Raw genomic sequence first — 23994 nt, forward strand, 5'->3', positions numbered from 1 at the left:
AATAGTAAGAATGCAATGGAACGGAAAGGAAGCGGGTGAATGTCATTTATGCCTCTTAGTGAAAAGCTGCACACTGCGCTGGAACAAGAGCTGCGCGATCATATAGATGCATCCGTATTAAAGCGGGGTTGGCAATATTATGTAGACGGCCGCGTTCAAAATACTCGAGCGAGCGAATACGATACGCTGTATGGGATTGTGCAAGGCAGCGATCTTTATTCGGTCGTCATGGATGCAAGTCACTTTGCTTACAGCTCATGTACTTGTCCGGAGGATCATTACTGCAAGCATATGGCTGCTGTCTTATTCCAAGCATGCAGCGAGCTCCCAGATGGTCATAAGACGGCGGAGAGGACCTACTTTCGAATGCTCGGACTTACGTCTGCTAGCGAAGTGACGATAGACAGTCGGGATCAAGCTGCTGTAGCAGCGGGGAGCGTCACTCATCCGTCCGAGAGAGCAAGCGGCGAGGAGTGGCTTGCTTGGATGGAGCAATCCCAAGGAGAGACATGGCGCAAATGCCGGCATTCGCTTCATGCCCTGCAGCCAGTGCTTCAATCCCTTAAAGGGTTATCCAAGGATTGGGAGAAGCCGCGTCAACGGCTGCACTGGGCAACTGCGGTTATTTTCGTGCTTGAGCAGGCTGAGATGGCTATTACGACAGTCGATTCGTTCAGCCGGTATTATCATGAAATGTCGTTTATTCGAATGGCTGAGCCTTGGGTTGAGCATTTATATACACTCATTGGAGAGCTTGTACCCGCTGACATGGATGACGCGGAGACACGGTGGGCAGATCTGCTCGTAGCGGTCATTAAAGCGCGGGCTTCTAACGTAGAACGCCAACTGTTTGAATGGGAATATATTTATTTGTCACTAAGCGAGAAGTTGTCGAGCAATAGGGAATGGTTCGAGCGTGAGCTGGCGTCGATGCTGGAGGCGGAGAAAGAAGAGCCGTTGGCATTCGTGCAGATTGCAATTGCCATGATGTATTTCTTCGATAAACAGGATGATAAGTCGATGGAGCATTTCGCCAAGGCTAGCTTCGATAAAGCACAAAGGGTTATTTATCCTTGCGCAGCACAACGGATGGAAGAGGAGAAGTGGGAGCTTGTAGAGCTCTGGATGAGCTTCCTGTATGAGCGAATCTATCCGAACCGCAACGGCAGAACGGTAGGCGTCTTCGTGACGTTGTGCCGGAGAGCGGATCAGGATCGTCCCGACCTGCCGCAATGGTCCACCTATATGACAGAGCTGTTGCCATTTTCCTATCTAGAATTATCGGAGCATTGGCTGGGTCAGCAGCGTTATGAGGAATGGGCCGATCTCCAGCTGCTGACCGGAGCGAGGCTTGAGGATGTTGGGGTTCAAGCGCTGCGAGAAGTAGCCAAATCAGCGCCGCAGGTGCTCCTGCCGCTATACCATCAATCGATTGACGCAAGCATTCAGTCTCGTAATCGGCAAGGGTACAAGATGGCGGTGAAGCAGCTCAAGAAGCTGGAGCGTCTGTACAAATCCGAGCAGGAGGATGCTCGCTGGGATAACTATATTAAAGGCTTAACTTCGAAATATCAGCGTTTGCGCGCATTCCAGGAGGAATTGTGGAAAGGGAAAATCGTAACATGAGAGTACAAAGCAGCGTTCGCAAACTGGTGGTTGACGGATTTTGGAACGAGAACGCGGAAGAGTCAGCGATTATGCTGGTCGCAGAAGGTCGGAAGGATGCGGCAGACAATCGGCTGCGCTCTCTTTTGTTCGCATGGCATAAGGCTTCATGGTACGGTACGGAGGTTGAAGAAATCAGCGCTGGCGGCAGGACGCTTCTTCAGCTAAAGCCGCTAATAGCGGTCGATTATTTATCCGCCCCTCAGGCGGTAAGGCTGCTGCAGCTCGAATGGACGCCGAGGCTAACGCTTCTTATGCGAATCGCAGAGCAAATAAGAGAAGCGTTATTGAACGGTTGGTTCATGCCTGATTGGGCGACATGGACCGAGCATCATCGCAGCTGGCGGATGGCGATTCCGAGGCAAGAAGAGCAGAAGTTGCTCAAGTGGGAGCAGTCCATGCAGGAGGCAGCTGATGCCGGAGATAAAGGTGTCGATAGATGGATCGGTTATGCCGTCGAGCAGATGATCGAGGAGAATGAGCTAGCTGCAAAAGCATGGCGAGAGATCGGCCTGTTATCGGGCGAAGGCGTGCTAAGGCGCAAGTCGGCGGACGAGGAAGATTGGCTCATTGCTATTGGACTGAGCAAGGATACGCTGCCGTTCCGCGTAGCGCTACAGCTCGTCGAGCCTCAAGAGACGAGCGGCTGGCGTCTGCGCCCGGCGCTTCAAAGCCGGGAAGGCGGGCCGTGGCTGCCGATTCGCCATGACGGTTATACCGGCTGGGAAGCAGACACGGCAGATGGCCGCGCGATCGATGAAGCGTGGCTGCCGCTTATTGAGGCGAAGCTTGCGAAGGAGCAAGCGAAGTGGATTGACGCGCTGCCGGAGTGGGAAGATACGGCGGCAGAAGGTGTGATTCGCGCAGAGCTGACGGATAATGAAGCGTGGATGTTTTTAGAGGGAGCAAGCGTGCAACTGCTGGAGGCTGGCTGTCCGGTACTGCTTCCGAGCTGGTGGGAAGCGGTGCGTTCGCGCAAGCTGCGTCTGAAGGCGAAGATGAAGTCGTCGGTGGGGTCGGCTGCCCAGCCGATGTTCGGTCTGAATCAGATCGTTCAATTCGATTGGAAGCTGGCGCTTGGCAATGTCGATCTGTCAGAGGCGGAATTTCTTCATCTTGCCGAGCAGAATCGAAGACTCTTCCAAGTGGGCGGCGAATGGGTGCATCTTGACCCGCAGGATGTTGACCAAATAAAGCAATGGCTGAATAAGATGGGCAAGCGCAGCGGATTATCGTTCCGCGACGTGCTGGAGATGCACCTGCGCGGCGGAACGCCGCTAGAGGACGATAGTGTCTATGAATCAGAGCTTCGCGCGGAGGTTGAGCTGAACGAGCATCTGACGACTTGGCTTGCCCAGCTGCAACAAGCATCGCAGATTCCGCTAGCCGAGCTGCCTCCGCAATTTCTCGGAGAGCTTCGTCCTTATCAGTTGGAAGGCGTGTCATGGCTGTTGTTCTTGCGCAGATTCGGACTTGGCGGCGTGTTGGCCGATGATATGGGTCTCGGCAAGACGATTCAGTTCATGGCCTATATGATGGTAGTGAAGGAGAAGCAGGGCGGATTCAGAGGTCCGTCGCTGCTCATCTGTCCGACCTCCGTCATAGGCAACTGGGAGAAAGAGCTTGAGAAGTTCGCCCCATCGCTGAAGGTGATGCTTCATTACGGCGCGAAGCGCGACAAGGGTGAAGCGTTCAGAGAGGCGGCGGATCAAGCGGATATTGTTATAACCTCATATTCGCTTGCTCAATTAGATGAAGAAGTGCTTAGTCTCGTTGAATGGGATGTATTGTGCTTGGATGAAGCGCAAAATATAAAGAACGTATATACGAAACAGTCGAGCGCGATACGCAGGTTCAATGCCTTGCACCGAATCGCTCTCACCGGCACGCCGATGGAGAATCGACTTACGGAACTGTGGTCGATCTATGATTTTATTAACCCAGGGTACTTAGGCAGCTTGAATGAATTCCGCACCGCCGTAGTTGCTCCGATCGAGAAGACGCGCGACGAAGCGATGATTGCAGGGCTGCAGCGCTGGGTGAAGCCGTTCATGCTGCGCAGAATTAAGAAGGATCCTTCCATTCAGCTGTCGCTGCCGGAGAAGAATGAGGCGAAGACGTATATGACGCTTACAGCAGAGCAAGGTGTCATCTACGAGAATCTGGTTGCCGATCTGCTGGATAAGCTCGACAAGCTGGGGCCGATGCAGCGTCGCGGGCTTATCTTGTCCGCGCTCACGAAGTTCAAGCAGCTATGCGACCATCCCTCGCTTCTTAATGCTGAGGAACGCAAGCTGCAATGGGAACCCGAGCGCTCGAATAAAGTGGTGCGGCTGCTTGAGATGTGCGAGGAGATCGCCGCTGAAGGCGAGCGCTGCCTCATCTTCACCCAATATGTTGATATGGGCGAGCAGCTTCAGAAGCTGCTCGAAGAGCGTCTCGGGATGCCGGTGCCGTATTTGCACGGCGGCGTGCCGAAGGCGAAGCGCGATGAAATGATTGAACGGTTCCAGAATCAGGATGAGCCGTGCTGCGCCTTCGTATTATCGCTTAAGGCTGGCGGGACTGGGCTTAACCTGACAGCGGCCAACCATGTGTTTCACTTCGATCGGTGGTGGAATCCGGCGGTCGAGAATCAGGCTACGGACCGAGCGTTCCGGATCGGGCAGACGAAGCAGGTACAGGTGCATAAGTTCGTTACGCTTGGCACGCTGGAGGAGAAGATCGACGAGATGATCGAGAGCAAGCAATCGCTTAGCGAGCAAGTCGTCGGACAATCGGAGCAATGGATTACGGAAATGTCTACCGACGACTTGAAAGAGATTTTTGCACTCCGCAAGAGCTGGCTGAAGGGGTGAGGGATATAAATGTCGGACGATAATGCTCAGTTTAAGCAAAGACTGGAGAGACTGCGGCAAGAAAACGCTCCCATGTTGAAGGAAAACTCACATGAGGAACCTTCGAAATCCAAAGAAATTGGCGGATTGCATAGTGAAAACGGAGAGTGGAGACGGTTTTACGAAGTAGTCAAGCAAATAACCGAGGATTTGCGTCACTAATACGTAAGATAAATTTACATAGCCTGTCGGGAAAAGTAACCCGGCGGGCTATAAGATTTTATCCCTCCTCATCAAAAAAGTAGAATTGTATCCCTAACTTATTGTTTTTTGGACCTCCTAGCGATAGGCTTCGGCGTCCTATAATGAGTGTGCGAGGCAAACAGGCAACACCATAAACGAGGAGGTCTTTCAAATGAAAAGAAAATTTACGAGTATCGCTGTTGCATTGGTATCCGTGATGTTGGTCGCATCCGCTTGCGGCGGCAACAACAACGGCGGCAACAACAAGCCGGCTAACGAAGGCACGGACGCAACGAACGCACCGGTAGAGACGAAAGCGCCGGAAGCGGAAGCGAAAGACGTAACATTGTCCCTTCGTCACACACAAATTAAAGAAACAAGCAAAACACGCTTGAAAATCCTAGAAGATGTCGTTGCAAAAACACAAGATGAGAACAAAGGCTTGACGTTCAAGCTTGAAGGCATCGACGAGATCGTTAACCGCGATCAGAAGCTGAAAGCCGAGATGGCTGCAGGCAATCCTCCAGACATCTTCGAAGTATTCGGCGGCGCTGACCTTAACCTGTATGTGAAAGCAAACCGCATGCTTGACCTGACACCGATCATCGAAGAGCTTGGCATTAAAGACAAGTTCGCGAGCTTGGATGAGTTCACGATCGACGGCAAAGTATACGGCCTTCCTTTCGGCGGCTATAGCGAAGCTATCTTCTACAATAAGAAAATTTTCTCCGAGCTAGGTCTGGAAATCCCTACGACTTGGGCGCAATTGCTTGAAATTTCCGACAAAATCAAAGCTGCAGGTTACACGCCATTTGGTCTTGCTGCCAAAGACGGCTGGGTTAACGGCATGATGTGGAACACGATTATGGAACGTAACGTAGGCATCGACGCTTTCAGCAAAGTCGTATCCGGCGAAGCGAAATGGACAGACGAAAACTTCGTTAAAGGTCTTGCTTCCTACGCTGAGCTTGTGAACAAAGACTACTTCACGAAAGGCGCTCTCGGACTTGCATACGCAGATCAAGGCGCGCAATTGCTTTCCGGCAAAGCCGCAATGGTGTTCACGGGAACATGGGACGCGAACCGTTTCTCCGGCGACGAAGCTGGCGAACTGAAAGGTCAAATCGGCTACTTCGCATTCCCGTCCATCGAAGGCGGCGCAGGCGATCAAACGTCGATCAACGCATCGTACTCGAACGGCTTCGGCTTCTCGGCTAACCTGAACGAAGATCAAATCGCAGCGGTTAAGAAATTCATCGCTAACTTCTATACGGAAGAAGTACAAAAACGTACGCTAGTGGAAGACAAATTGCTTCCTTCCATGAAGCTGAGCGACCTGTCCGGTGTAGATCCGCTTACAACTGAAATCTTGACGGTAATGGCTAACGCTTCGAGCTCGTGGAAAGCATACGACGCTATCGTTCAACCGGCAGTAGGCGCTGATATCAACGTTGGCATCCAAGAGCTGATCGGTAAAGTAAGCACGCCTGAAAAAGTAGCTGAGAAAATTCAAGCTTCCCAAGTGAAAGCGAATGCAGCTCAGTAATTGACAATAGCGACACATGACAATCGATCCTGATGGGCGAGAGGGTGTCCTTCCTTGCAGGAGGACACCCTCTTTCACCCTTGGACGCGGTATCGCTTACAAGTGAATCGTATTCGCAAAACTGTTAAGGAGAGGGAAGCTATGAACAAAGCGCTCAAAAACCCGATCACCTATATCGCGTTCATTATTCCAACGCTCGTCTTGTACGCCATATTTTTCTGTTATCCGGTTATCGTTTCTTTCATTTACGGTTTCTTCCGGTGGGATGGCATTACCGAGAAAGTATTTATAGGTTTCGACAACTTCGTAAGGCTCTGGGACGATGAAGTATTTAGAAAAGCGTTACTGAACAACTTCTACTTCATGGTATTTTCCTTAATCGTGAATATTCCGCTCGTCTTCCTGATCTCGATCATCATCAGCAAAGTTAGACGGATGCGTGACTTCTACAAATCGGCCGTGTTCGTGCCGGTTGTTATATCGACAGCTACCGTAGCGATTCTGTTCGGCGTTCTATACAATTACGATTCCGGTCTGATCAATCAGTTCATTCGCCTCGTTGCTCCGGAAAGCTGGGCGCGCGAATGGTTGTCCGATCCGAAGCTCGCGCTGCTCTCCATCTTGATTGCCAATGCTTGGCAGAACGTCGGTTTCTTCATCGTATTATGCCTTGCTGCGATCTTGAACATTCCGAAGGAAATCGTTGAAGCATCGAAGATCGACGGCGTTAACGGCTGGCAAGAAACGTGGAGCATTACGCTTCCGCTCGTGAAGCCGGTGCTGTTCGTTATGCTGCTGCTCTCGGTATCCGGAACAATGAAGGTGCTGGACATTGTCCAAATTATGACGAACGGCGGACCGTTCCAATCGACCGAGGTTATGGCAACATACATGCTTAAGGTAGGCTTCCGTTCAATGGAGCTTGGTTACGGCAGCGCGATCGGCGTTGCGATGTTCATCATTATTTTGGTTCTGACTGGCATTCTGCAACGGTTAACGAAGAGCGAGGAGGTGCAGTACTAATGACAGCACGAATGAAAAACTCACAATGGTGGATGCACAGCTTCCTGTTCGTCTATGTCGTCGCACTGCTCTTCCCGTTATTATGGCTGTTCATGTCTTCCTTCAAAACGAATCGTCAAATTACGGAAAATACATGGTCTTTCCCGACTTCGTTCAACTTCGACAACTATGTAGCCGCATGGGGTACGGCCAATATCGGCAAGTATGCGCTGAATAGCGTGTACGTAACCGTCGCCGCATGTCTGCTGACGCTGCTGTTCGCTGCGATGACTTCATTCGCCATTTCCCGAATGAAATACGAGAAGATGAATAAAATCGTGTATCAATTCATCCTGCTCGGTCTGCTCGTTCCGGCTGGCGCCTTGTTCATCCCGCTGTACCGCTTGATTCAAGGGATTGAGCTGTTCGGACATAAGCTTTATGATACGCATTTGTCGCTAATTTTGGTATACTCCACATATGCGTTGCCGATTACCGTCTTCATTATTTACGCCTTCATGCTTTCGATTCCAAGCGAGCTCGAGGAGGCAGGCATTATGGACGGATTAGGCGCATCGGGGCTGTTTTTCCGAATTATTGTTCCGATTTCTGTACCGGCGCTCGTTACGGTGTTTATATTGAACTTCATCGGCAACTGGAACGAGTATATTTTATCCCAATTGTTCATAACTTCCGAATCGCTCCGAACGCTGCCGACAGGCATGGCGACCTTTAACGACGGTTATCGAACGAACTTTGCTTCCCTATCGGCTGCCGTAATTATAAGTATCATTCCCGTTCTTATCGTCTATGTGTTCCTGCAACGTCAGATTATAGAAGGAATGACTGCGGGCAGCGTCAAAGGTTAATAGAATCGCTTTTCAATCAGAAGCAGCTTGCCGTCCATGGACGGCATCTGCTGTTTATGCTAGTTACCAACCAGGAGGCTCCCTAGATGAACTTGAGACCGAAGCTTATGCTCGCATTCATAGCTCTGATCGTCATTCCGATGATCGGCCTCGGCATCTTCTCGTTTCTGAATTCAGAAACGCTGCTTGAGGAAAAATATAGCGAGCAGACGGAAATTTCGCTCAAGGCGGTAGGAGGCAACATCCGCTATTTCTTCCGGGAACTCGATCAACTGTCAGACGGCAATCTGACAAGCTCCGAGGTTCAGGATACGCTCAAGTACAGCACTTATACGGCAATCGATCCAAGTACGCTCATCGCGATTAATCAGGCGGAGAAGGAGATGAACCGGATACTGTTCCAGCATCCGGCGGTCAGCTTCGTCGTGCTTTACGCGAAGGACGGTACGATGTTCCGCTCCTATCGCAACGATCCGACGACGTTTAAGCCGATTACCTTCGATATGTTCAAGCTGCATTCGATCTATGACGAGGTGATAGCGCTAGGGGGCCGTCCGCTATGGATCGGACCTTATGAGCAGCGAGAGCTGACGGGTGTTGACCCGCCCTTGTTTACTCAGCTTCGCGTCGTAAAGGATATTGAGACGTTCAACGATCTAGGCGTTATGATTACGCAGTACAAGACCGAAGAAGTGATGAGCATGCTCAAAGCTTTCCAGAATCCCGATAGCGATGTGCCAGAAACGCGTTATATGATTATTAATAATAGCGGACTCATTATGCTGGACAGCATGGGAGAAGCGCAGGGCAACAAAATCAACGAATACACGGCGCTTAAGCTGCAAAATACGGTCAATTACGAGAGCTCGCGCGAGACCTTCGATACGATTGACGCGCTTGTCTCGTCCTATCAGCTCGATCGGAGCGGGTGGATTCTCGTTTCGATTAAGTCGTGGAATTCGCTGACGAACGAGAATGTACGATTCGTGCAGTGGATCGGCATGATTACGGCGCTTGGCGTTATTTCGGCGATATTGTTCAACGTATTCTTTGTTAACCGCGTAGCGAGGTCGATTATTAAGGTCGTTCGCAAAATGCGTCTTGTAGAGCAAGGTCTATTGGATATTCGTATTACCGCCCAAGGCAAGGATGAGACGGTGCTGCTCGCAAATAGTTTCAATAGCATGGTCGAGCGAATCGGCAGTTTGCTTAATGAAGTCCGCAGAGAGCAGCAGCGCAAGCAGCATGCGGAGATGATGCTTATGCAGGCGCAGATCAAGCCTCACTTCCTGTTCAACACGTTGGAGTCCATTAATGCGCTTGCCGCTCAGAACGAAGGCAAGAAGATTATGCTGATGGTTCGCCGTCTGAGCAACCTGCTGCGTACGAGCATGCATCATTCCGAGGAAATTACGATCGCGCAAGAAATTGAGCATGTGCGAAGCTATTTGGAAATTCAGAAATACCGCTTTGAGGAGCTGTTCACCTACGAGATGAACGTTCCGGATGAAGCGCTCGATTATTCGATTTTGAAGCTGACGCTCCAGCCCCTTGTCGAGAACAGCATACAGCATGGACTTGAAGGATATGGCGACGGAGAAGGGGTTATCACGATCGAAGTGCGTGTTGAACTTCACCAAATTGTGTTGTTCATCCGCGACAATGGAGTCGGGATGAGCGAAAGCGTATTGCAAAAGCTGGCGCAGGGTTCAAGTCCAACAAGCAAGGGTCAGAATGCAGCGGAGCTTGGCGAAAGAAGAGGACTTGGTCTTAGAAACGTAGCGGACCGGCTGCGTATCCATTACGGACCGAACTTCGGTTTATGGATTTGCAGCGGCGAGGGATATGGTACCGTTATCCGCTGCGTCATTCCAAAGAGCAGAGGTGAACAGCAATGAGCGGTAAAGTACTCTTAGTCGACGACGAAGCACATATTACACGAAACTTAGAAAAGGTCATCCCCTGGGAAATGCTTGGCTTGACCGTAGCTGGCGTTGCCAAAAACGGCGTCGAGGCGCTCGAGCTGATGGAACAAGGGCCGATAGATTTGCTGCTATGCGATATTCGTATGCCGGTTATGGACGGTCTTGAGCTTGTCCGCCATATTCGCGAGAAAGAAATAGCTTGCGATATCATCATGCTTTCGGGATACCAAGATTTTACTTATACGCGTACCGCCATTCAATATGGCGTCAATGATTATATGCTGAAACCGATTCCATACGATGAGCTGACGGGCGTCATTGCCCGCATTATGGCGAACCAGCGGAACAAGCAGAAGCAGAAGCTCGAAGAGAAGCAGAAGCTGGGGCGAATGATCGATCTTGCTAGCGAAAAAATATTGTACGACATCATCATGGATTATACTGATGTGACGGCAGACAATTGGCTGCTTACAGGCGATGAACAGCAGCTTAAGGAGCAACAGTTCGTCTTGATTGTATTGGATCTGGACGTCAGCTCGGAGAAAACGAAGGATTGGCGCGACTGGTCCGACAAGGAGCGTAAGCTGTGGAACTTCGCGGTGTGCAACGTGCTTCGCGAGAAGCTGCATCAGCAGTCGCTTCACCATGCGGTCATACAAATTCGCGATGGCGAGTGGTGCGTGCTGATTGAGGTGGATAAAGATATTCCATACAATTTGGCTCAAATCAAAGAGTGGACGGAGATGCTGCTCATTACCGTAAGCGGTCATGTGAAGCTGAACCTATTCGCCGGCATATTCCGAGAATTCGCCTCTGTAGCAGACTTGTCCAGTGCGTATAAGGTTGTACAGCAAGGCATGCAGCTTACACCCGTGCACGATGTCATGGCGGTCTATCCATCGGAGCAGATGAGATCGTCGAAGGCAGATCAAGCGTTCTGGGATACGGCGGAGAAAATCATCGGCGCGGTGAAGCGCGGCGATTCGATCACCGTGGATTTCGAATTGCAGAGCGTGACGCTGCTGCTCCAGCAGATGAATGAGCCGAGTCTCGGCCGGGTGAAGCCGCTGCTCCATTTCTTCGTCCTGCATCTGATGCGGGAGATGAAGGAAATGGGCGTGTTTACCCGCGAGCAGGAGGATATGCTGTGGCGCAGGTTGGACCGCAGATTCGGCATTAAGGATTTGTTGTCAGTTATCAGGCAAGTGACAAGCGCGGTATCCGAGAAATCAATGGATAAGAAGAAGCAATCGGAGCGTTCGATGGCCGAGGCAAGATCGTTCTTGGATCGTAACCTATACCGCGATCTTAGCGTGGAGGAAGCGGCGACGCATGTGGGCCTAAGCACGTCGTACTTTAGCCTGCTGTTCAAGCAGACGTTCGGCGAGACGTTCATCGAATATGTAACGAGGCAAAGGATGGAGCGGGCGAAAGTCATGCTCGCCGATACGCAGAAGAGCGTCGCTCAGATTGCGAAAGAGGTAGGATACGCGGAAAGGCGGTATTTTACGAAAGTATTCATGAAATATACGGGCGAGAATCCGACGGATTATAGAAGCAAGCATCAAGATGGGGAGCATGAGAGAGGATGGGAAAGCGGTGTCTAATAAGAGCGATTGGAAGCAATGGAGTCTTAAGGAGAAGATCGGACAGCTGTTCGTATTCGGCTTTCATGGGACGGAGCCGACGGAGCAGATTCAGGCTCTAATTCGCGAATATGGGATCGGGGGAACGATCTACTTCTCCCGTAATGTCGTGGATGCCCAGCAGGTTCATGAGCTGAGCGGCAATCTGCAGCGCATCGCAAGCGATGCGGGCAAGCCGCCTGTATTCGTCGCTATTGATCAAGAAGGCGGCATGGTTGCAAGGCTAGTAGAGGGCGTGACGCTTATGCCGGGAAACATGGCATTAGGTGCTGCCAGTGAAGCAGAAGGTGCTCGCGAGACGGCGCGAGTCTGCGGCGAGGAGCTTCGCAAGCTCGGCGTTACGATGAACTATGCGCCGTGCATTGACGTTAACAATAACCCGGACAATCCGGTTATTAACGTTCGTTCGTACAGCGACCGCTCGGAGGTCGTTGCCGAGCTGGGCGCGGCGGCGGTTCAAGGCTACCAGGCGGCGCGCATTGCCGCGACGGTGAAGCATTTTCCAGGGCATGGCGATACGTCGGTAGACTCGCATCATGCGCTGCCGGTATTGCTCCATGATCGCGCGCGTCTCGACGCGATCGAGCTTAAGCCGTTCCGAGCGGCGATCGAAGCCGGAACGGATTGTATTATGACGGCGCATGTATGCTTGCCGGCGCTTGATCCGAGCGGCGTGCCGTCGACGCTGTCGCAGCCGGTGTTGACCGGGCTGCTGCGCGAGGAGCTTGGCTACGACGGCATCGTCGTGACCGATTGCCTCGAGATGAGCGCAATCGACGAATTTTATGGTCCGGGACCGGGCGCTGTACAGGCGCTGCGGGCCGGAGCGGATATGGTGCTCGTCAGCCATACGTACGAGAAGCAATTGGCTGCACTGGAAGCTGTCGCAAGCGCGGTGGAGAGCGGTGAGCTTGCGATGGATCGGATTGACGAAGCCGTAGGCCGCGTCATGGCATTGAAGGAAAAGTTGGCACTCGATGAGCCATTGCTTCCATGGGAAGATGCACGGAGGGAGATTGCCACGGAGGACAATCAAGCGGTAGCCGCGCGTTGGAGCGAAGCATCCGTGACGCTTGTTAAGAACGAAGGCGGCTTGCTCCCGCTGAGCAAAGCAGCGAGAACGCTTGTCCTGTGGCCGGATATCGTGCCGGTATCGGTAGCTGACGAGATGCTGTCAGGTCAAGGTACGCTTGGCGATTTCCTTGGTCAGTTTCATTCGAATCTAGTGGAACGTAGATTGAGCGATCGTCACGCGCTGGCAGAGCTCGATACATTCGAGCAAATCGTCGTCGTCACCTATGACGCTTCCAAGCATCCGCTGGAGCGGGACATTGCGCGCGAGGTTGTGAAGCTCGCAGGCGACCGCACGGTTGCGGTATCCGTCCGCAACCCGCTTGATCTGCTGCTCTATCCGGAAGTGCTTGCGTACATCGCGGTCTACGAATGCCGACCGCTGGCACTGGCGGCTGCGGCGAAAGCGCTCGTCGGCGAACTTATCCCGCAAGGCAAGCTGCCGCTCGACATTTCTAGCGACTACCCGTTCGGCTGGAGCGCTGGCGCATCGGCGTTATAATATGGAAACGGCTGCCTCTCGAAGCTATGAGCTTCGTGAGGCAGCCGTTTTTTACTAGTAATCTGACTTTTGAAAACAGAAGTTTTCCATCCCATCGGCTCAGGCAGTATGAAGCCGCATGTTCATTGGACACATTTGTTGTTTAACTCGCCTATGATTGATTGCAATAGCTCTGATTAACAGGAATTACTCCCGTTATTATCGTGTATTTCAAGTTGCAGAAACCATTAACGGGAATTTATCCTGTTATATTTACCTGAAATAGCTGCATAGGGCGAAACCGGAGGGAATAACAGGAGTTTTTCCAGTTAAGCAGCCAGGTATTGGTCTTGGACGTGAATATAACGGGAGTTTTTCCGGTTATTTAAGCAAAGGTGTGTGAAGGATCACTGGAGTAGGTTGAAGCTATTGACCGGGAGCGGTGAAGCCGTATTTCGTGAACACGGCCATCGCCTCATCGCTTTGCAAGTAATCGTAGAGCGCTGCTGCTTCATCGGGATATTTGGTCGCCTTCACGATGCCGATTGGGTATACGATCGGTTTGTGGCTGGCTGCGTCTACTTTGAACGCTACCTTCACTTTATCGGATGTGAGCGCATCTGTGGCGTAGACGAAGCCAATGTCGGTATTGCCTGTTTCCACGTAGGTCAATACTTGCCTAACGTCTTTGGCGAAGACAAGCTTGGGCTGTACGGCTTCCCATAGCTTGTAATAGTCGAGCGCTTCTTTCGTATAGCCGCCTACCGGTACGGTTGCTGTCTCGCCGACCGCTATTTTGCCAAGTGCTGCTTGGGATAAATCCTCCATCGTGCCGAGCGCCAAATCTGAATCCGTTGGCACAACGGCCACGAGTTCATTCGCCAGAACATTTACTTGCTGAGCTTCCTCGATAAGCTGCTTGTCGACCAAGGCTTTCATTTGCTTCGTACCTGCAGATAGGAATAAGTCTGCGGGAGCGCCTTGCTCGATCTGCTGCTGCAGCGTGCCGGATGCACCGTAGTTGAAGGTAAGCGTGACATTATTATGTTCTAACTCGTATGCGGATTTAAGCTCATTCAAGCTGTCCGTCAAGCTGGCCGCAGCCGAGATAAGCAACTCGACTTTCTTCGACGGAGCGTTGTTATCCGCGTCGGTGTTGGCTGGCGTATTGCTGGAGCAGCCGGCAATTGCGATTACCGCGGCGAGCAAAGCTAGCGTTAKCCATTTGGTTATTTTGTTCATTGATCGATTMTTCCTCTCCATTATGTATCTATCTATTTGTTAGCTATGTTAACATATGTTTGATTATAAATAAATATGTTTTGTTATAACTAGATATAAATAGATATAACTAAATATGAATGGACGCAATATGATGCCAGAAATCAATGATTGCGATATACTTTGGTTTAGTATTCAACGCGAAACGGGTTAGGGCCGCTCTCGGAGGCGGCAATCGTTTACGCTTGCGGAAGCAGGTGAAGGAATGACGGAACAAGTGTCCTATACGACGGAAGAAATCGCCAAGCTGCTTCGCATTTCGAAGCTAACGGTGTACGACTTAATAAAGAAAGGCGAGCTGCCCGCCTATCGCGTCGGTCGTCAGATGCGTGTGGATGCTGACGATCTTGAGCGGTACAAGCATCGGGCAAAAGGGAGCAATAGCCGAATGACGAACGTTATGCCGCATAGCGGTCAAGCGCAGACGGCAGCCACCGATGTTCGCAGCCTCGTCATTACAGGACAGGATGTGAGTCTCGATATATTATCGAAGCATATCGAGAAGCATACGAAAGAATATCGTCCGCTTCGCTCTCATATGGGCAGCATGGACAGCTTGATCGCCATGTATCAAGGACGGGCTGATATTGTTAGCACGCATCTGCTGGATGGGGATACAGGCGAATATAACTTGCCTTACATACGGAAGCTGCTCGTCGGCTTCCCTTATATCGTCATTAACTTGCTTACTCGTACTGCCGGGCTTTATGTGCAAAAAGGGAATCCGAAAAATATTGTCAGCTGGGCAGATTTGTCGCGAAACGATGTTCGAATCGTGAATCGAGAGAAGGGTTCGGGAGCTAGGGTGCTGCTCGATGAACAGCTGAGGCTGCATGGACTATCACGCAACAGTGTGAGAGGGTATGAGGATGAGGAATCGAATCACTTGGGCGTAGCGGGGAAAGTAGTAACGGGAGCGGCAGATGCGGGAGTCGGCATTGAGAAGGCGGCTTACATCGTAGGGGCGGAGTTCATACCGCTTGCGAAGGAGCGCTGCGACCTAGTCATGCTGCAAACGCCCCAAAATATAGCGTGGATTGAGCTCGTTCAATCAATCGTTGCTTCCCCCTCTTATCAAGAGGAGCTGCGATCGATACAGGGTTACGATCTTTCGCTCACCGGTGCGGTTCTTCTGGACAGCAAGTGAGCTGAGCCGGGAATCATTATTGTCCAATTAGATTCGAATACGTTAAGTCATGCAAAATGTAAGCGAGGAAAAAGATGACGCAAGGGTTTTCGTACCGATGCTGAATTTTGATCAACTGCTGATAGTACGTCTCCGCATAATGCGGATTGTTGCGCATTTCCAGACCGGCCTTGATTAACGCGTCGAGCTTATCGGCGATATCGACCATTTCGCCTGCGTAATCATCCGATTTGCTGTCTACGATGTAACTGGTCATCTCTTTGTGGAAGACAGCAGGCAGCAATTCAACGATAGTCGCGGCCGTTTCCTTCTCATATTGCTCGAAGGCGAGCTTAATCTCTTCATTGTTATGTTTGAAGTTCGTCACGACATCGCCGGACAGCACCTCCGGCAGATCGTGAAGAACTGCCTTTGCGACCAGCTCATACAGGTCGAACTCCGCTTGGCGGCCGAATCGCTCCCGCTCGAGCAGGCCGTTGAACAAGGCAAGCGATGCGACGCGGAAAGAATGTGTCGCATCATTATCCGGCACGAGGTTATAGCTGCCGTTCCAGCGCTTGACCGTATCGAGATCAACGATATAACCAAGGAAGGCGGCAACGCCTTCCTGCTTCTCGTATTCGGAGAGCAGCCACACGATCGATTGCTGCTTGGAGCCTGCCAGCAGCTGGCGCAGCTCCTCGTACTTAGCTTGGAAGAACGGATTCGAACCGTACTTCGCTTCGCGGTGGCAGAAGAGCATCGCATCGAAGGTATCGATTGCCTCGACCAATTGTCCGACAAACGTGTCGTCTTGGGCGTCCACGATGAAGTCGGCCGCGGCGGGCTGCAGCGACTTGGACAAGTAGGAGACGATCTCCTTGCTGAGCTCCTTCTCGAAGGAGCGGATATGGTTCATGACGAGCGTTTCTTTTTTCGTAACGTATTTAATAGAGCCTGTGCCCGTGTTTTTGAGATCGCCCCATAGGCAGCGTCCGAGCAGCTTCAGCTTGTCGATAGGGTTGTTATATAGATGATCCTCGGCTGCGGCGATAACGATCGATAACGCAGCGCATCGGAAGCTATGGCTTGCCGCGTTGTCCTCGAATCTTGGCGCGTATTCGCTCCATCGCGGGACGTATTGCATGCGGATGATCGTGTTCGTGAATTTACCGTTTTTCATATCAACACTTCCTTAGCAGCGCCTCATTGCGTCGGCGCATCTATTCGGGCTGCAACATGCCCGACTATGTTATTATAATGCTTATCATCTGAACCGAATAGATACAACTGGGATACGCTCAGCAAGCGTGTATGCTGCGCAAACCATTAAGGATGGGATGACTTACGAGAGAGTTAGGACTTGCTTTCAATCGGATTTTTGAAAAATGGATGTTCGTTATCATACCCGGATCGCTTATTCTCGGCTTCATTTTCTCGTCTAGCCTGCAGCCGTTAATCAAGGCTGTGCCGTATATGTTCGCTTATGTGACGCTGACGATGGCTATCGGCTGCGGTTTGACTCAACTGCGCGAGGTCGCGAAGCGGCCGGGGATAATGGCGCTTACGTTCGTTATCGCTCACATCGTGTCGCCGCTGCTCGCTTATGGGGCAGGTACGCTCCTATACGGAGCGGATTCGCCGTACGTCATCGGACTCGTATTATTCACCATCATACCGCTTGGCGTCTCAACGGTGCTATGGGTAGGGCTGTCGGGCGGCAGCGTGCCGCTTATGCTGGCGATGGTCGTGCTTGATTCGGCGCTGAGTCCGCTTGTTGTTCCGGCGGGCATCCATCTGTTCTTCAATACAGCGGTAGAGATCGAAGCAGGACCGCTTATCGCCGATCTGTTCATCTTAATCGTTCTGCCTACTATAATCGGGGTCGTGCTTAATCAGTTCAGCAAAGGGCGCATCCAGGGCATCGTCATGCCGTATACCGCACCGCTGTCCAAACTTTGCTTCGTAGGGGTCGTTGCGCTGAATGCTTCAGCTATTGCGCCCCATCTGGACAAGCTCAAGGAGGATATGGCAACGCTTATACCGCTTACCGTCCTCTTGGTTGGAGCTTGCTATGCGCTCGGCTTTATCGGAACGGCGAAGCTCCGCAACCGTGAGCAGCAGGTTACGGTATCGTACGCAACCGGCATGCGCAACATCTCGCTTGGCATCGTGCTGGCGCTTGGTTATTTCAGTCCTTTGACGGCAGTTCCTGTCGTGCTGTCGATCCTGATCCAGCAGCCGCTCGCGACCGTTCACCATTACATTTTACAAAAACTTAACAATAAGACGGCTGGCAAACCTAAGCCATCGCAGGTACGATAGGGGCAGGCAAGAAGATGAAGGAGAGAGAAAGAGATGAACAGCTTTCGCAATCGGCTTACGCTTATTATGATCATTATGGTTGCTATATCCGTCAGCTCGGCAGGCGTATTCATGGCGAAGACGTTCAAGGATAATCATATCCAGGCGCTGGAGGAAAATATGATTCGCGAGATGCGCATCATATCCTCGAAGATGGATTGGAGATCCGGCAATCTCGACGAGCTGTACGTCTTCTACAATAAAGAAGCGAAGGAATTGAAGAGTTATACGGACGCTAGGGTCACTTTCATACGGAGCGACGGCGCCGTGCTTGGCGATTCGGATACCGAGCCGGAGAAGATGGACAACCATCTAGACCGGACGGAGGTAAGAGAGGCTCTGGAGTCAGGCACGGGAAGATCGATCCGGGAGAGCGAAACGATCGGTCAAAATATGATCTATGTCGCGATACCGGTGTCGGTTATTCCAGGCGAGGAGCCTTATATTATTCGGCTGGCAATGAGCCTGCAGCAGGTCGATGAAAGCATCCACAGGATGACGGCGGTGCTCATTATGGGCTTGCTCGTGTTGTTCCTTATTGTAGCGTTGATCAGCTATCGATTAGCGCTCAGTTTGACGAGACCGCTGGAGCAAATAACGAAGGTAGCTAAGCGGATCAAAAATATGGACTACGCCGCGCGCGTCAAAGTAACGAAGCAGGATGAGATAGGCGAGCTTGGCTATGCTATTAATGCAATGGCAGACAGTCTGAATGAGCAAATGACGCGCATTCGAGAGAATGAGGGACAGCTCGAGAGCGTATTGAACAATATGATTAACGGTATCGTTATGATCGATCAAACAGGGCGTATTCTGCTTATGAACCGCCGCGCAGAGGAAGTGCTTGGTTTCTCCGCGCGCGAGCTTGTCGGCCGTCACTTCGCGGAAGCGAAGCAGCAGTATGAACTGGCGCAAATGATTCAAGAGGGACTCGATACGAGGGAGCATCTTCGCGAGGAGATTACGTTCTACTTCCCTGAGGAGCGGCTGCTGGAGCTGAACGTCGTTCCGATTCACCGGGAAGTGCACGTGTTCACCGGCGTCCTGCTCGTGCTGCAGGACGTATCGGCGATCCGCAGGCTGGAGCGGATGAGAAGCGAATTCGTAGCGAATGTATCACATGAGCTGAAGACGCCGATCGCAGCGGTGAAGGGGTTCGCGGAGACGCTGCTTGGCGGTGTCGTGAAGGACGAGGAGACGGCGAGATCGTTCCTGCAAATTATTTTTGACGAGAGCGATCGGTTGAATCGGTTAATCGGCGACATCCTTGAATTGTCCAAGATCGAGTCGCGCCGCGTGCCGCTTATTTTCTCGCCGATTGAGCTCGATTCCTTCGTCTCGAAGACGGTAACGCTGCTTGAATCGGAAGCGGCGCGCAAAAATATTAAGCTCCATATGCAGATCGAGCCAGGCCTCTATATGGAAGCGGACGAGGATCGGCTGCGGCAAATCATGATGAATGTGCTTGCGAACGGCATCAACTATACGCCGGAGGGCGGCCGCGTATCGATTAAAGTGCATGCCCGCGGCGAAGAGCATATTCATTTCCAAATTAGCGATTCCGGCATCGGCATTCCAAAGAAAGACCTTCCGCGCATCTTCGAGCGCTTCTACCGCGTGGACAAGGCCCGCTCACGCAGTTCAGGCGGCACGGGGCTTGGTTTGTCAATCGTGAAGCATCTCGTCGAGCTGCATAAAGGGACGATTACGGTGGAGAGCACCGTTGGCGTCGGGACGACATTTGATATTGAATTGCCCGTTCTGCACTAGGGACGGGGGCGTGTCTGCGCGCCGATGACAAAAACATTTACCTATTCTTTATGAAACCGTGATAAACTATAGGAGAATTCGATACTATGCGGACGGGTTTTCCGTTCGCGAAGTTGGAGGTAAGTATGCCGCATAAAGTGCTCGTAATTGAAGACGAACCGACACTAGCGCGATTGTTGTCGTACAACCTGACGCAGGAAGGCTATGAAACAACGGTCATTGATCACGGCGGAGAAGGTCTGCAGACGGCTTTGCAGCGCAGCTTCGACCTTGTTATTCTAGATATTATGCTGCCGGGCTTGAACGGCTTCGAAATTCTGAACAGACTACGCCAGAACGGCGTCAGAACGCCGGTCATCATATTGACGGCGCGCAATGCAGAGGAGGAAGTCGTGCAAGGGTTGAAGCACGGCGCCGACGATTACATTACGAAGCCGTTCGGCGTTGCCGAGCTGCTGGCCCGCGTATCCGCCGTCCTTCGCCGCACGCAGGAAGGCGATGTGAAGCCGCTGCAGACTTCGGAGAAGGTAATAACGGCTGGCGATCTGTCCATCTATCCCGATAAGTACGAAGTCGTGCTGAATGCGGAGTCGATCCCGCTTAGGCCGAAGGAATTCGAAGTGCTGCTGTATCTTGTGCAGCGTCCCGGAATGGTCATTACGCGCGACGATCTTATGAATGTCGTATGGGGCTTCGATTACATCGGCGGACAACGCACGGTTGACGTTCATGTCAGCTCCCTGCGCAAGAAGCTGGAGCTCGGCCAGCAATCGGTTCAGATCGAATCGATTCGCGGCGTCGGCTACAAGCTCGTAATGCCCAAAAAGCTCGCCTCCCCCAAAGTATAGGGTGGACGAGCTTTTTTTGTCTTCCGCTATGCGAGTGGCTTGCGTTATTGCTTATTCCATACAAGCATCTTGCGCTGGAATTGCTTCGGCGAGCAGTCGTTGTATTTCTTGAACATTTTGTAGAAGTGAGCCATGTTGGGCATGCCGATTCGCTCGCCGACCTCGGATATGCTGAGATCCTTCGTAAGCAGGATGCGCTCGGCCCATTTGACTTTGCGATAATTGACATATTCGGTGAACGAGAGGCCGATCGTTTTTTTGAAATATTTGACGAAGTAGTAATAGCTCATATTGGCGATCTTGCATACCTCTTCAACCTGAATGCGGTCGGTTAAGTGCGTCTCGATATAATCAAGCACCGGGCGCAGCCGTGTTCGGTCGAAGTCTTCTTGCAGCGTAAGCACCTTGCGGCTGTCGCCGCGCAGCAGCAGCAATAGAATCTGCTTAATGAGTATGCTCACGGCAAGCTCGTAGCCGGTATCCTTGCGGGTAGCCTCTTCAAGAATCTCTTTCGCTAATGAAGCGGTCTGCTGCTTAATGGTATGATTCAGATGGAAAATATAGTTCGCTTTACTTAACGGCATCTGTGTCTCGGAAAAATAACGCATATAAGGAATCGTGCTCTGATCGTAAAATTGCTCCAAATCGAATTGAAGCACGATATAGTCGAGAACGCCGATGCTGCGGTCGCGGTGGAGCTCTGATGCGCCGATAAGAACGACATCGCCGCTTGCTAGATGGAAGTGCTCTTCCTCGACGTAGACGTCAAGCTCGCCGCCGAGAACGAGCAGCAGCTCCAACTGCTTATGATAATGCCAATTCGTTAGCCCCTCTTCATTGCGGATGGAGCGGAATACGCGTATCGATAGCAAAGGGTTCTCATAAGCTACCTTCTCGTTAAAGGCTTCCAATCAAATTGTCCTCCTTGGCGCGCGGCCTGCAATACTTATATTTTAGTGCTGAAATCTATCAAAGGCAATACGGGAAAGGGAGGGCGTAAGTATCATGGAATGGCAACAGGAGCTGAAGGACAGGATGAGCGGTATGCTTTTGCTCGATCGAATGAACGAGGTGAGGGAGCTTGATCCGCTGCACGCCTTCGCGCTTGACGACTGGTTATGTCGACGAACGGGGCAAGGAGGCCCGGCGATATGCCATCTATGGCGCCATCCGCAAGCATTCATTCTCGGAATGCGTGACAGCAGGCTCCCCCATGCGGACGAGGCGCGCGGGTGGCTTGAAGCTGGAGGCTGGCGCACGGCTGTACGCCATTCGGGAGGAGCGGCCGTTCCGTTAGATCTAGGCGTCGTCAATGTTTCGCTTATTATGCCGAAGCCTAGCGTGAACCACATGCACTATCATAATGACTTTGAACTGATGTACCGCTTCATTCAGGATGCGCTGCGGATGACGGGAAGACAGGTGGACAAGGGAGAAATCCAAGGCGCTTATTGTCCGGGAGATTACGATCTGAGCATTGGCGGGCTGAAGTTCTGCGGCATTGCGCAACGCAGGCAGACGCATGCGTTCATTGTGCAGGCGTTCGTTGTCGCGGAAGGCTCGGGAGCGGAACGGGCGAAGCTTGTGCGTTCTTTCTATGAGCGGGCAGCTGGTGCTTCCGATACGGAAGCGGAAAGCAATAATGGCGAATATCCGATCGTGGAGGCTGGCAGTACAGCCAGTCTGGAAGAGCTTGCGGGACTAGGGCCGCAGGCCGGTCAAGCGTTCGCGCAGCAGCTGCGGCGAATCGTGAGTGGGGGACAGACGGAAGCAGGCCTCTCAAGCGCTGCCGAACGGCTCGCGATGCCTGCGGCCGAGGAGCTGGAGAAGGATATTGCAGCGCTGCGAGCCAGATATGCCAGCACTTCGCATTAGCAGGAGCTCATAAGCTTTGGGCGCATTGGAGGAAGCTGGCGATTGTCTCATCCAGCTGTCGTCGCAATTGGTGCAGCGGCCAGATGCCGGCATCGGACTCGATATCCTTGGCGATGAGGCGGAGCATCCATAGCGAGTAGACGGCTGCGAACAAATAATAACCTCGCTTGAACTCGGCAGGCGTCGTTGCAGCCAAAGCTACATATTCGTCTAGCAGACGCTCTCTGTGAGCAATGGTCATTTCCTTCGGAAATGTAGGATGAGACATGTCGATGACATGATACAAGTCCCAATACGGGATGTTCAAATGAGCATGTTCCCAGTCAAGCACTTTAAGGTTGCCCATAACGATAGCGAAGTTGCCTAGATGAAGATCGCCATGCGACAAAACGAGCGGTTGATCGAGCAGCAGCTTACGCCCCTCGCGCTCTAGCGTATCGAGTACAAGACTGATGTCATGCTGCGGAAGTTGGAGTTGCGAGGCTAAGCTAAACCAGCTAGCGCGATTCTCCAGAAGCTCCGCTGCAACATGATCAGCATTCGGTTTTGGGCCTTGCAAGGAAGAGAACGCGGGGATATTGATCGCTAATGCATGCCAAGAGACGATATGCGGTATTAATGCTAATGACGCCCTGAGCTCGAACTGATGGCTTAATGGACCAAGATCCTCATAAAGCGTCCAGCTATGCTCGGGGACGGCATCTTTTGGCGACTTCGCCAGCAGCATCGGGTAGACCGGCTGCAAGCGTGGCAATATATGCTCATACACCCATGCCTCTGCACCGGACTGGCTGTCATTCGTAAGCGGCTTGAAGATGAGGCTGTCTGCGCCTGTTGGATGAATTCGTTCAACCGACTTCCCGTTCATTCCTTTGTATAGGATTTGTCTGCTTACAATTCGAGACGCAATAACGTTGCCGTATTGATCAATCCATGACGTATCCATCTTCTCCTGTCCCCTCCCCCGATTATTGCCGCTGGCGCTCCGAGCGTTTGATCATTTGACCGATCACTTCCGAGAATACAAGGCCGATCGCGATTGCGCCTGAGATCATGAACGCTTTGGCGCTTAGCTCTACAGCGGCATCATATTGATTCTCCACGACATTGCGCATGGCGTCGTACGCAATGCCGCCGGGCACAAGCGGAATGATGCCGGACACGCTGAATACGATCATCGGCATTTTATACAGCTTGGAGAACAGCTGGCTGACGACAGAGACGATGAAGGCGGCGATCAGCGTAGCCGGTATCGCATCCATGCCAAGTTCGGTAGCCATTACATAGATAAGCCAGCCGAGCATGCCGACGGCGCCGCACTGCAGCAAAGCGTTTTTGGGCACGTTGAAAATGAGGCCGAATGCAGCAGAAGCGATAAAGCTCGTTACGAGCTGTGCGAATATGTCCACTCCGTCCCTTCTCCTCTCAAGCTTCTCGTTCCATAT

At 51.9% G+C, this 23994-nt stretch carries 18 protein-coding genes; 13 read left to right on the plus strand and 5 right to left on the minus strand.

Annotated elements, in window-relative coordinates:
• Positions 1 to 39 precede the first annotated feature (39 nt).
• The 8 genes from AC1DF0_RS25685 (at position 40) to AC1DF0_RS25720 (ending at position 13306) form a co-directional block, all read left to right on the plus strand.
• The gene (locus tag AC1DF0_RS25685; RefSeq protein WP_477576049.1) at positions 40 to 1626 is read left to right on the plus strand and encodes an SWIM zinc finger family protein; all 1587 of its coding nucleotides are present in this window, start codon (positions 40 to 42) and stop codon (positions 1624 to 1626) included.
• Positions 1623 to 4523, plus strand: a complete 2901-nt coding sequence (locus tag AC1DF0_RS25690) for a DEAD/DEAH box helicase (RefSeq protein ID WP_442053038.1) — start codon at positions 1623 to 1625, stop codon at positions 4521 to 4523. The genes AC1DF0_RS25685 and AC1DF0_RS25690 overlap by 4 nt, the downstream gene beginning before the upstream one ends.
• Before the next feature lie 394 nt (positions 4524 to 4917).
• A complete protein-coding gene (locus AC1DF0_RS25695; RefSeq protein ID WP_477576052.1) occupies positions 4918 to 6291 on the plus strand; it encodes an extracellular solute-binding protein in 1374 nt (457 codons plus the stop codon).
• Positions 6292 to 6432: 141 nt separating this feature from the next.
• Positions 6433 to 7314 (plus strand): ABC transporter permease subunit, encoded by an 882-nt coding sequence (locus AC1DF0_RS25700; protein ID WP_475821082.1) that lies wholly within the window; start codon positions 6433 to 6435, stop codon positions 7312 to 7314.
• The gene (locus AC1DF0_RS25705) at positions 7314 to 8162 is read left to right on the plus strand and encodes a carbohydrate ABC transporter permease (protein ID WP_337099032.1); all 849 of its coding nucleotides are present in this window, start codon (positions 7314 to 7316) and stop codon (positions 8160 to 8162) included. Before AC1DF0_RS25700 ends, AC1DF0_RS25705 begins: the two co-directional genes overlap by 1 nt.
• 86 nt (positions 8163 to 8248) lie before the next feature.
• A complete protein-coding gene (locus AC1DF0_RS25710; protein WP_477576055.1) occupies positions 8249 to 10060 on the plus strand; it encodes a cache domain-containing sensor histidine kinase in 1812 nt (603 codons plus the stop codon).
• Entirely contained in the window at positions 10057 to 11694 is a 1638-nt protein-coding gene (locus AC1DF0_RS25715) for a response regulator transcription factor (RefSeq protein ID WP_477576057.1), read from the plus strand. The genes AC1DF0_RS25710 and AC1DF0_RS25715 overlap by 4 nt, the downstream gene beginning before the upstream one ends.
• Complete coding sequence (locus AC1DF0_RS25720) at positions 11687 to 13306, plus strand: glycoside hydrolase family 3 protein (protein ID WP_477576059.1); 1620 nt, start codon at positions 11687 to 11689, stop codon at positions 13304 to 13306. Before AC1DF0_RS25715 ends, AC1DF0_RS25720 begins: the two co-directional genes overlap by 8 nt.
• A 405-nt stretch (positions 13307 to 13711) precedes the next feature.
• Here AC1DF0_RS25720 and modA read toward each other — a convergent pair whose 3' ends face one another.
• Positions 13712 to 14527 carry a molybdate ABC transporter substrate-binding protein gene (gene modA, locus AC1DF0_RS25725; protein WP_477576061.1) on the minus strand — a complete coding sequence of 272 codons (816 nt, stop codon included), beginning with the start codon at positions 14525 to 14527 and terminating at the stop codon, positions 13712 to 13714.
• 244 nt (positions 14528 to 14771) lie between these two features.
• Between modA and AC1DF0_RS25730 the strand changes: the two genes are divergently transcribed.
• Complete coding sequence (locus AC1DF0_RS25730; protein WP_442051131.1) at positions 14772 to 15713, plus strand: substrate-binding domain-containing protein; 942 nt, start codon at positions 14772 to 14774, stop codon at positions 15711 to 15713.
• Positions 15714 to 15729: 16 nt separating this feature from the next.
• Here the strand turns inward: AC1DF0_RS25730 and AC1DF0_RS25735 are convergent, their stop codons facing one another.
• A complete protein-coding gene (locus tag AC1DF0_RS25735; RefSeq protein ID WP_477576064.1) occupies positions 15730 to 16875 on the minus strand; it encodes a YfbR-like 5'-deoxynucleotidase in 1146 nt (381 codons plus the stop codon).
• 209 nt (positions 16876 to 17084) lie between these two features.
• On the opposite strand from AC1DF0_RS25735, the gene AC1DF0_RS25740 reads away from it, so the two are divergent.
• The 3 genes from AC1DF0_RS25740 to AC1DF0_RS25750 all read left to right on the plus strand — a co-directional run bounded on the left by AC1DF0_RS25740 (position 17085) and on the right by AC1DF0_RS25750 (position 20674).
• A complete protein-coding gene (locus AC1DF0_RS25740; RefSeq protein WP_477576066.1) occupies positions 17085 to 18017 on the plus strand; it encodes a bile acid:sodium symporter family protein in 933 nt (310 codons plus the stop codon).
• 33 nt (positions 18018 to 18050) lie between these two features.
• On the plus strand, positions 18051 to 19826 hold the full coding sequence (gene pnpS / locus AC1DF0_RS25745; RefSeq protein WP_442051134.1) for a two-component system histidine kinase PnpS: 1776 nt from the start codon (positions 18051 to 18053) through the stop codon (positions 19824 to 19826).
• Between the two features lie 125 nt (positions 19827 to 19951).
• A complete protein-coding gene (locus tag AC1DF0_RS25750) occupies positions 19952 to 20674 on the plus strand; it encodes a response regulator transcription factor (RefSeq protein ID WP_442051171.1) in 723 nt (240 codons plus the stop codon).
• A gap of 44 nt (positions 20675 to 20718) precedes the next feature.
• Here AC1DF0_RS25750 and AC1DF0_RS25755 read toward each other — a convergent pair whose 3' ends face one another.
• Positions 20719 to 21585, minus strand: a complete 867-nt coding sequence (locus AC1DF0_RS25755; RefSeq protein ID WP_442051135.1) for a helix-turn-helix domain-containing protein — start codon at positions 21583 to 21585, stop codon at positions 20719 to 20721.
• Between the two features lie 94 nt (positions 21586 to 21679).
• Here AC1DF0_RS25755 and AC1DF0_RS25760 point away from each other — a divergent pair, with 94 nt between their 5' ends.
• A complete protein-coding gene (locus tag AC1DF0_RS25760) occupies positions 21680 to 22549 on the plus strand; it encodes a lipoate--protein ligase family protein (protein ID WP_442051136.1) in 870 nt (289 codons plus the stop codon).
• Positions 22550 to 22556: 7 nt separating this feature from the next.
• Here the strand turns inward: AC1DF0_RS25760 and AC1DF0_RS25765 are convergent, their stop codons facing one another.
• Together AC1DF0_RS25765 and AC1DF0_RS25770 are read right to left on the minus strand one after the other, a co-directional pair.
• A complete protein-coding gene (locus AC1DF0_RS25765) occupies positions 22557 to 23495 on the minus strand; it encodes a phosphotransferase family protein (protein WP_477576069.1) in 939 nt (312 codons plus the stop codon).
• 22 nt (positions 23496 to 23517) lie between these two features.
• Positions 23518 to 23994, minus strand: coding sequence for a threonine/serine exporter family protein (locus AC1DF0_RS25770; protein WP_442051172.1), 477 nt, complete (start codon positions 23992 to 23994; stop codon positions 23518 to 23520).

The sequence above is a fragment of the Paenibacillus sp. 05T425 genome (assembly GCF_056396205.1).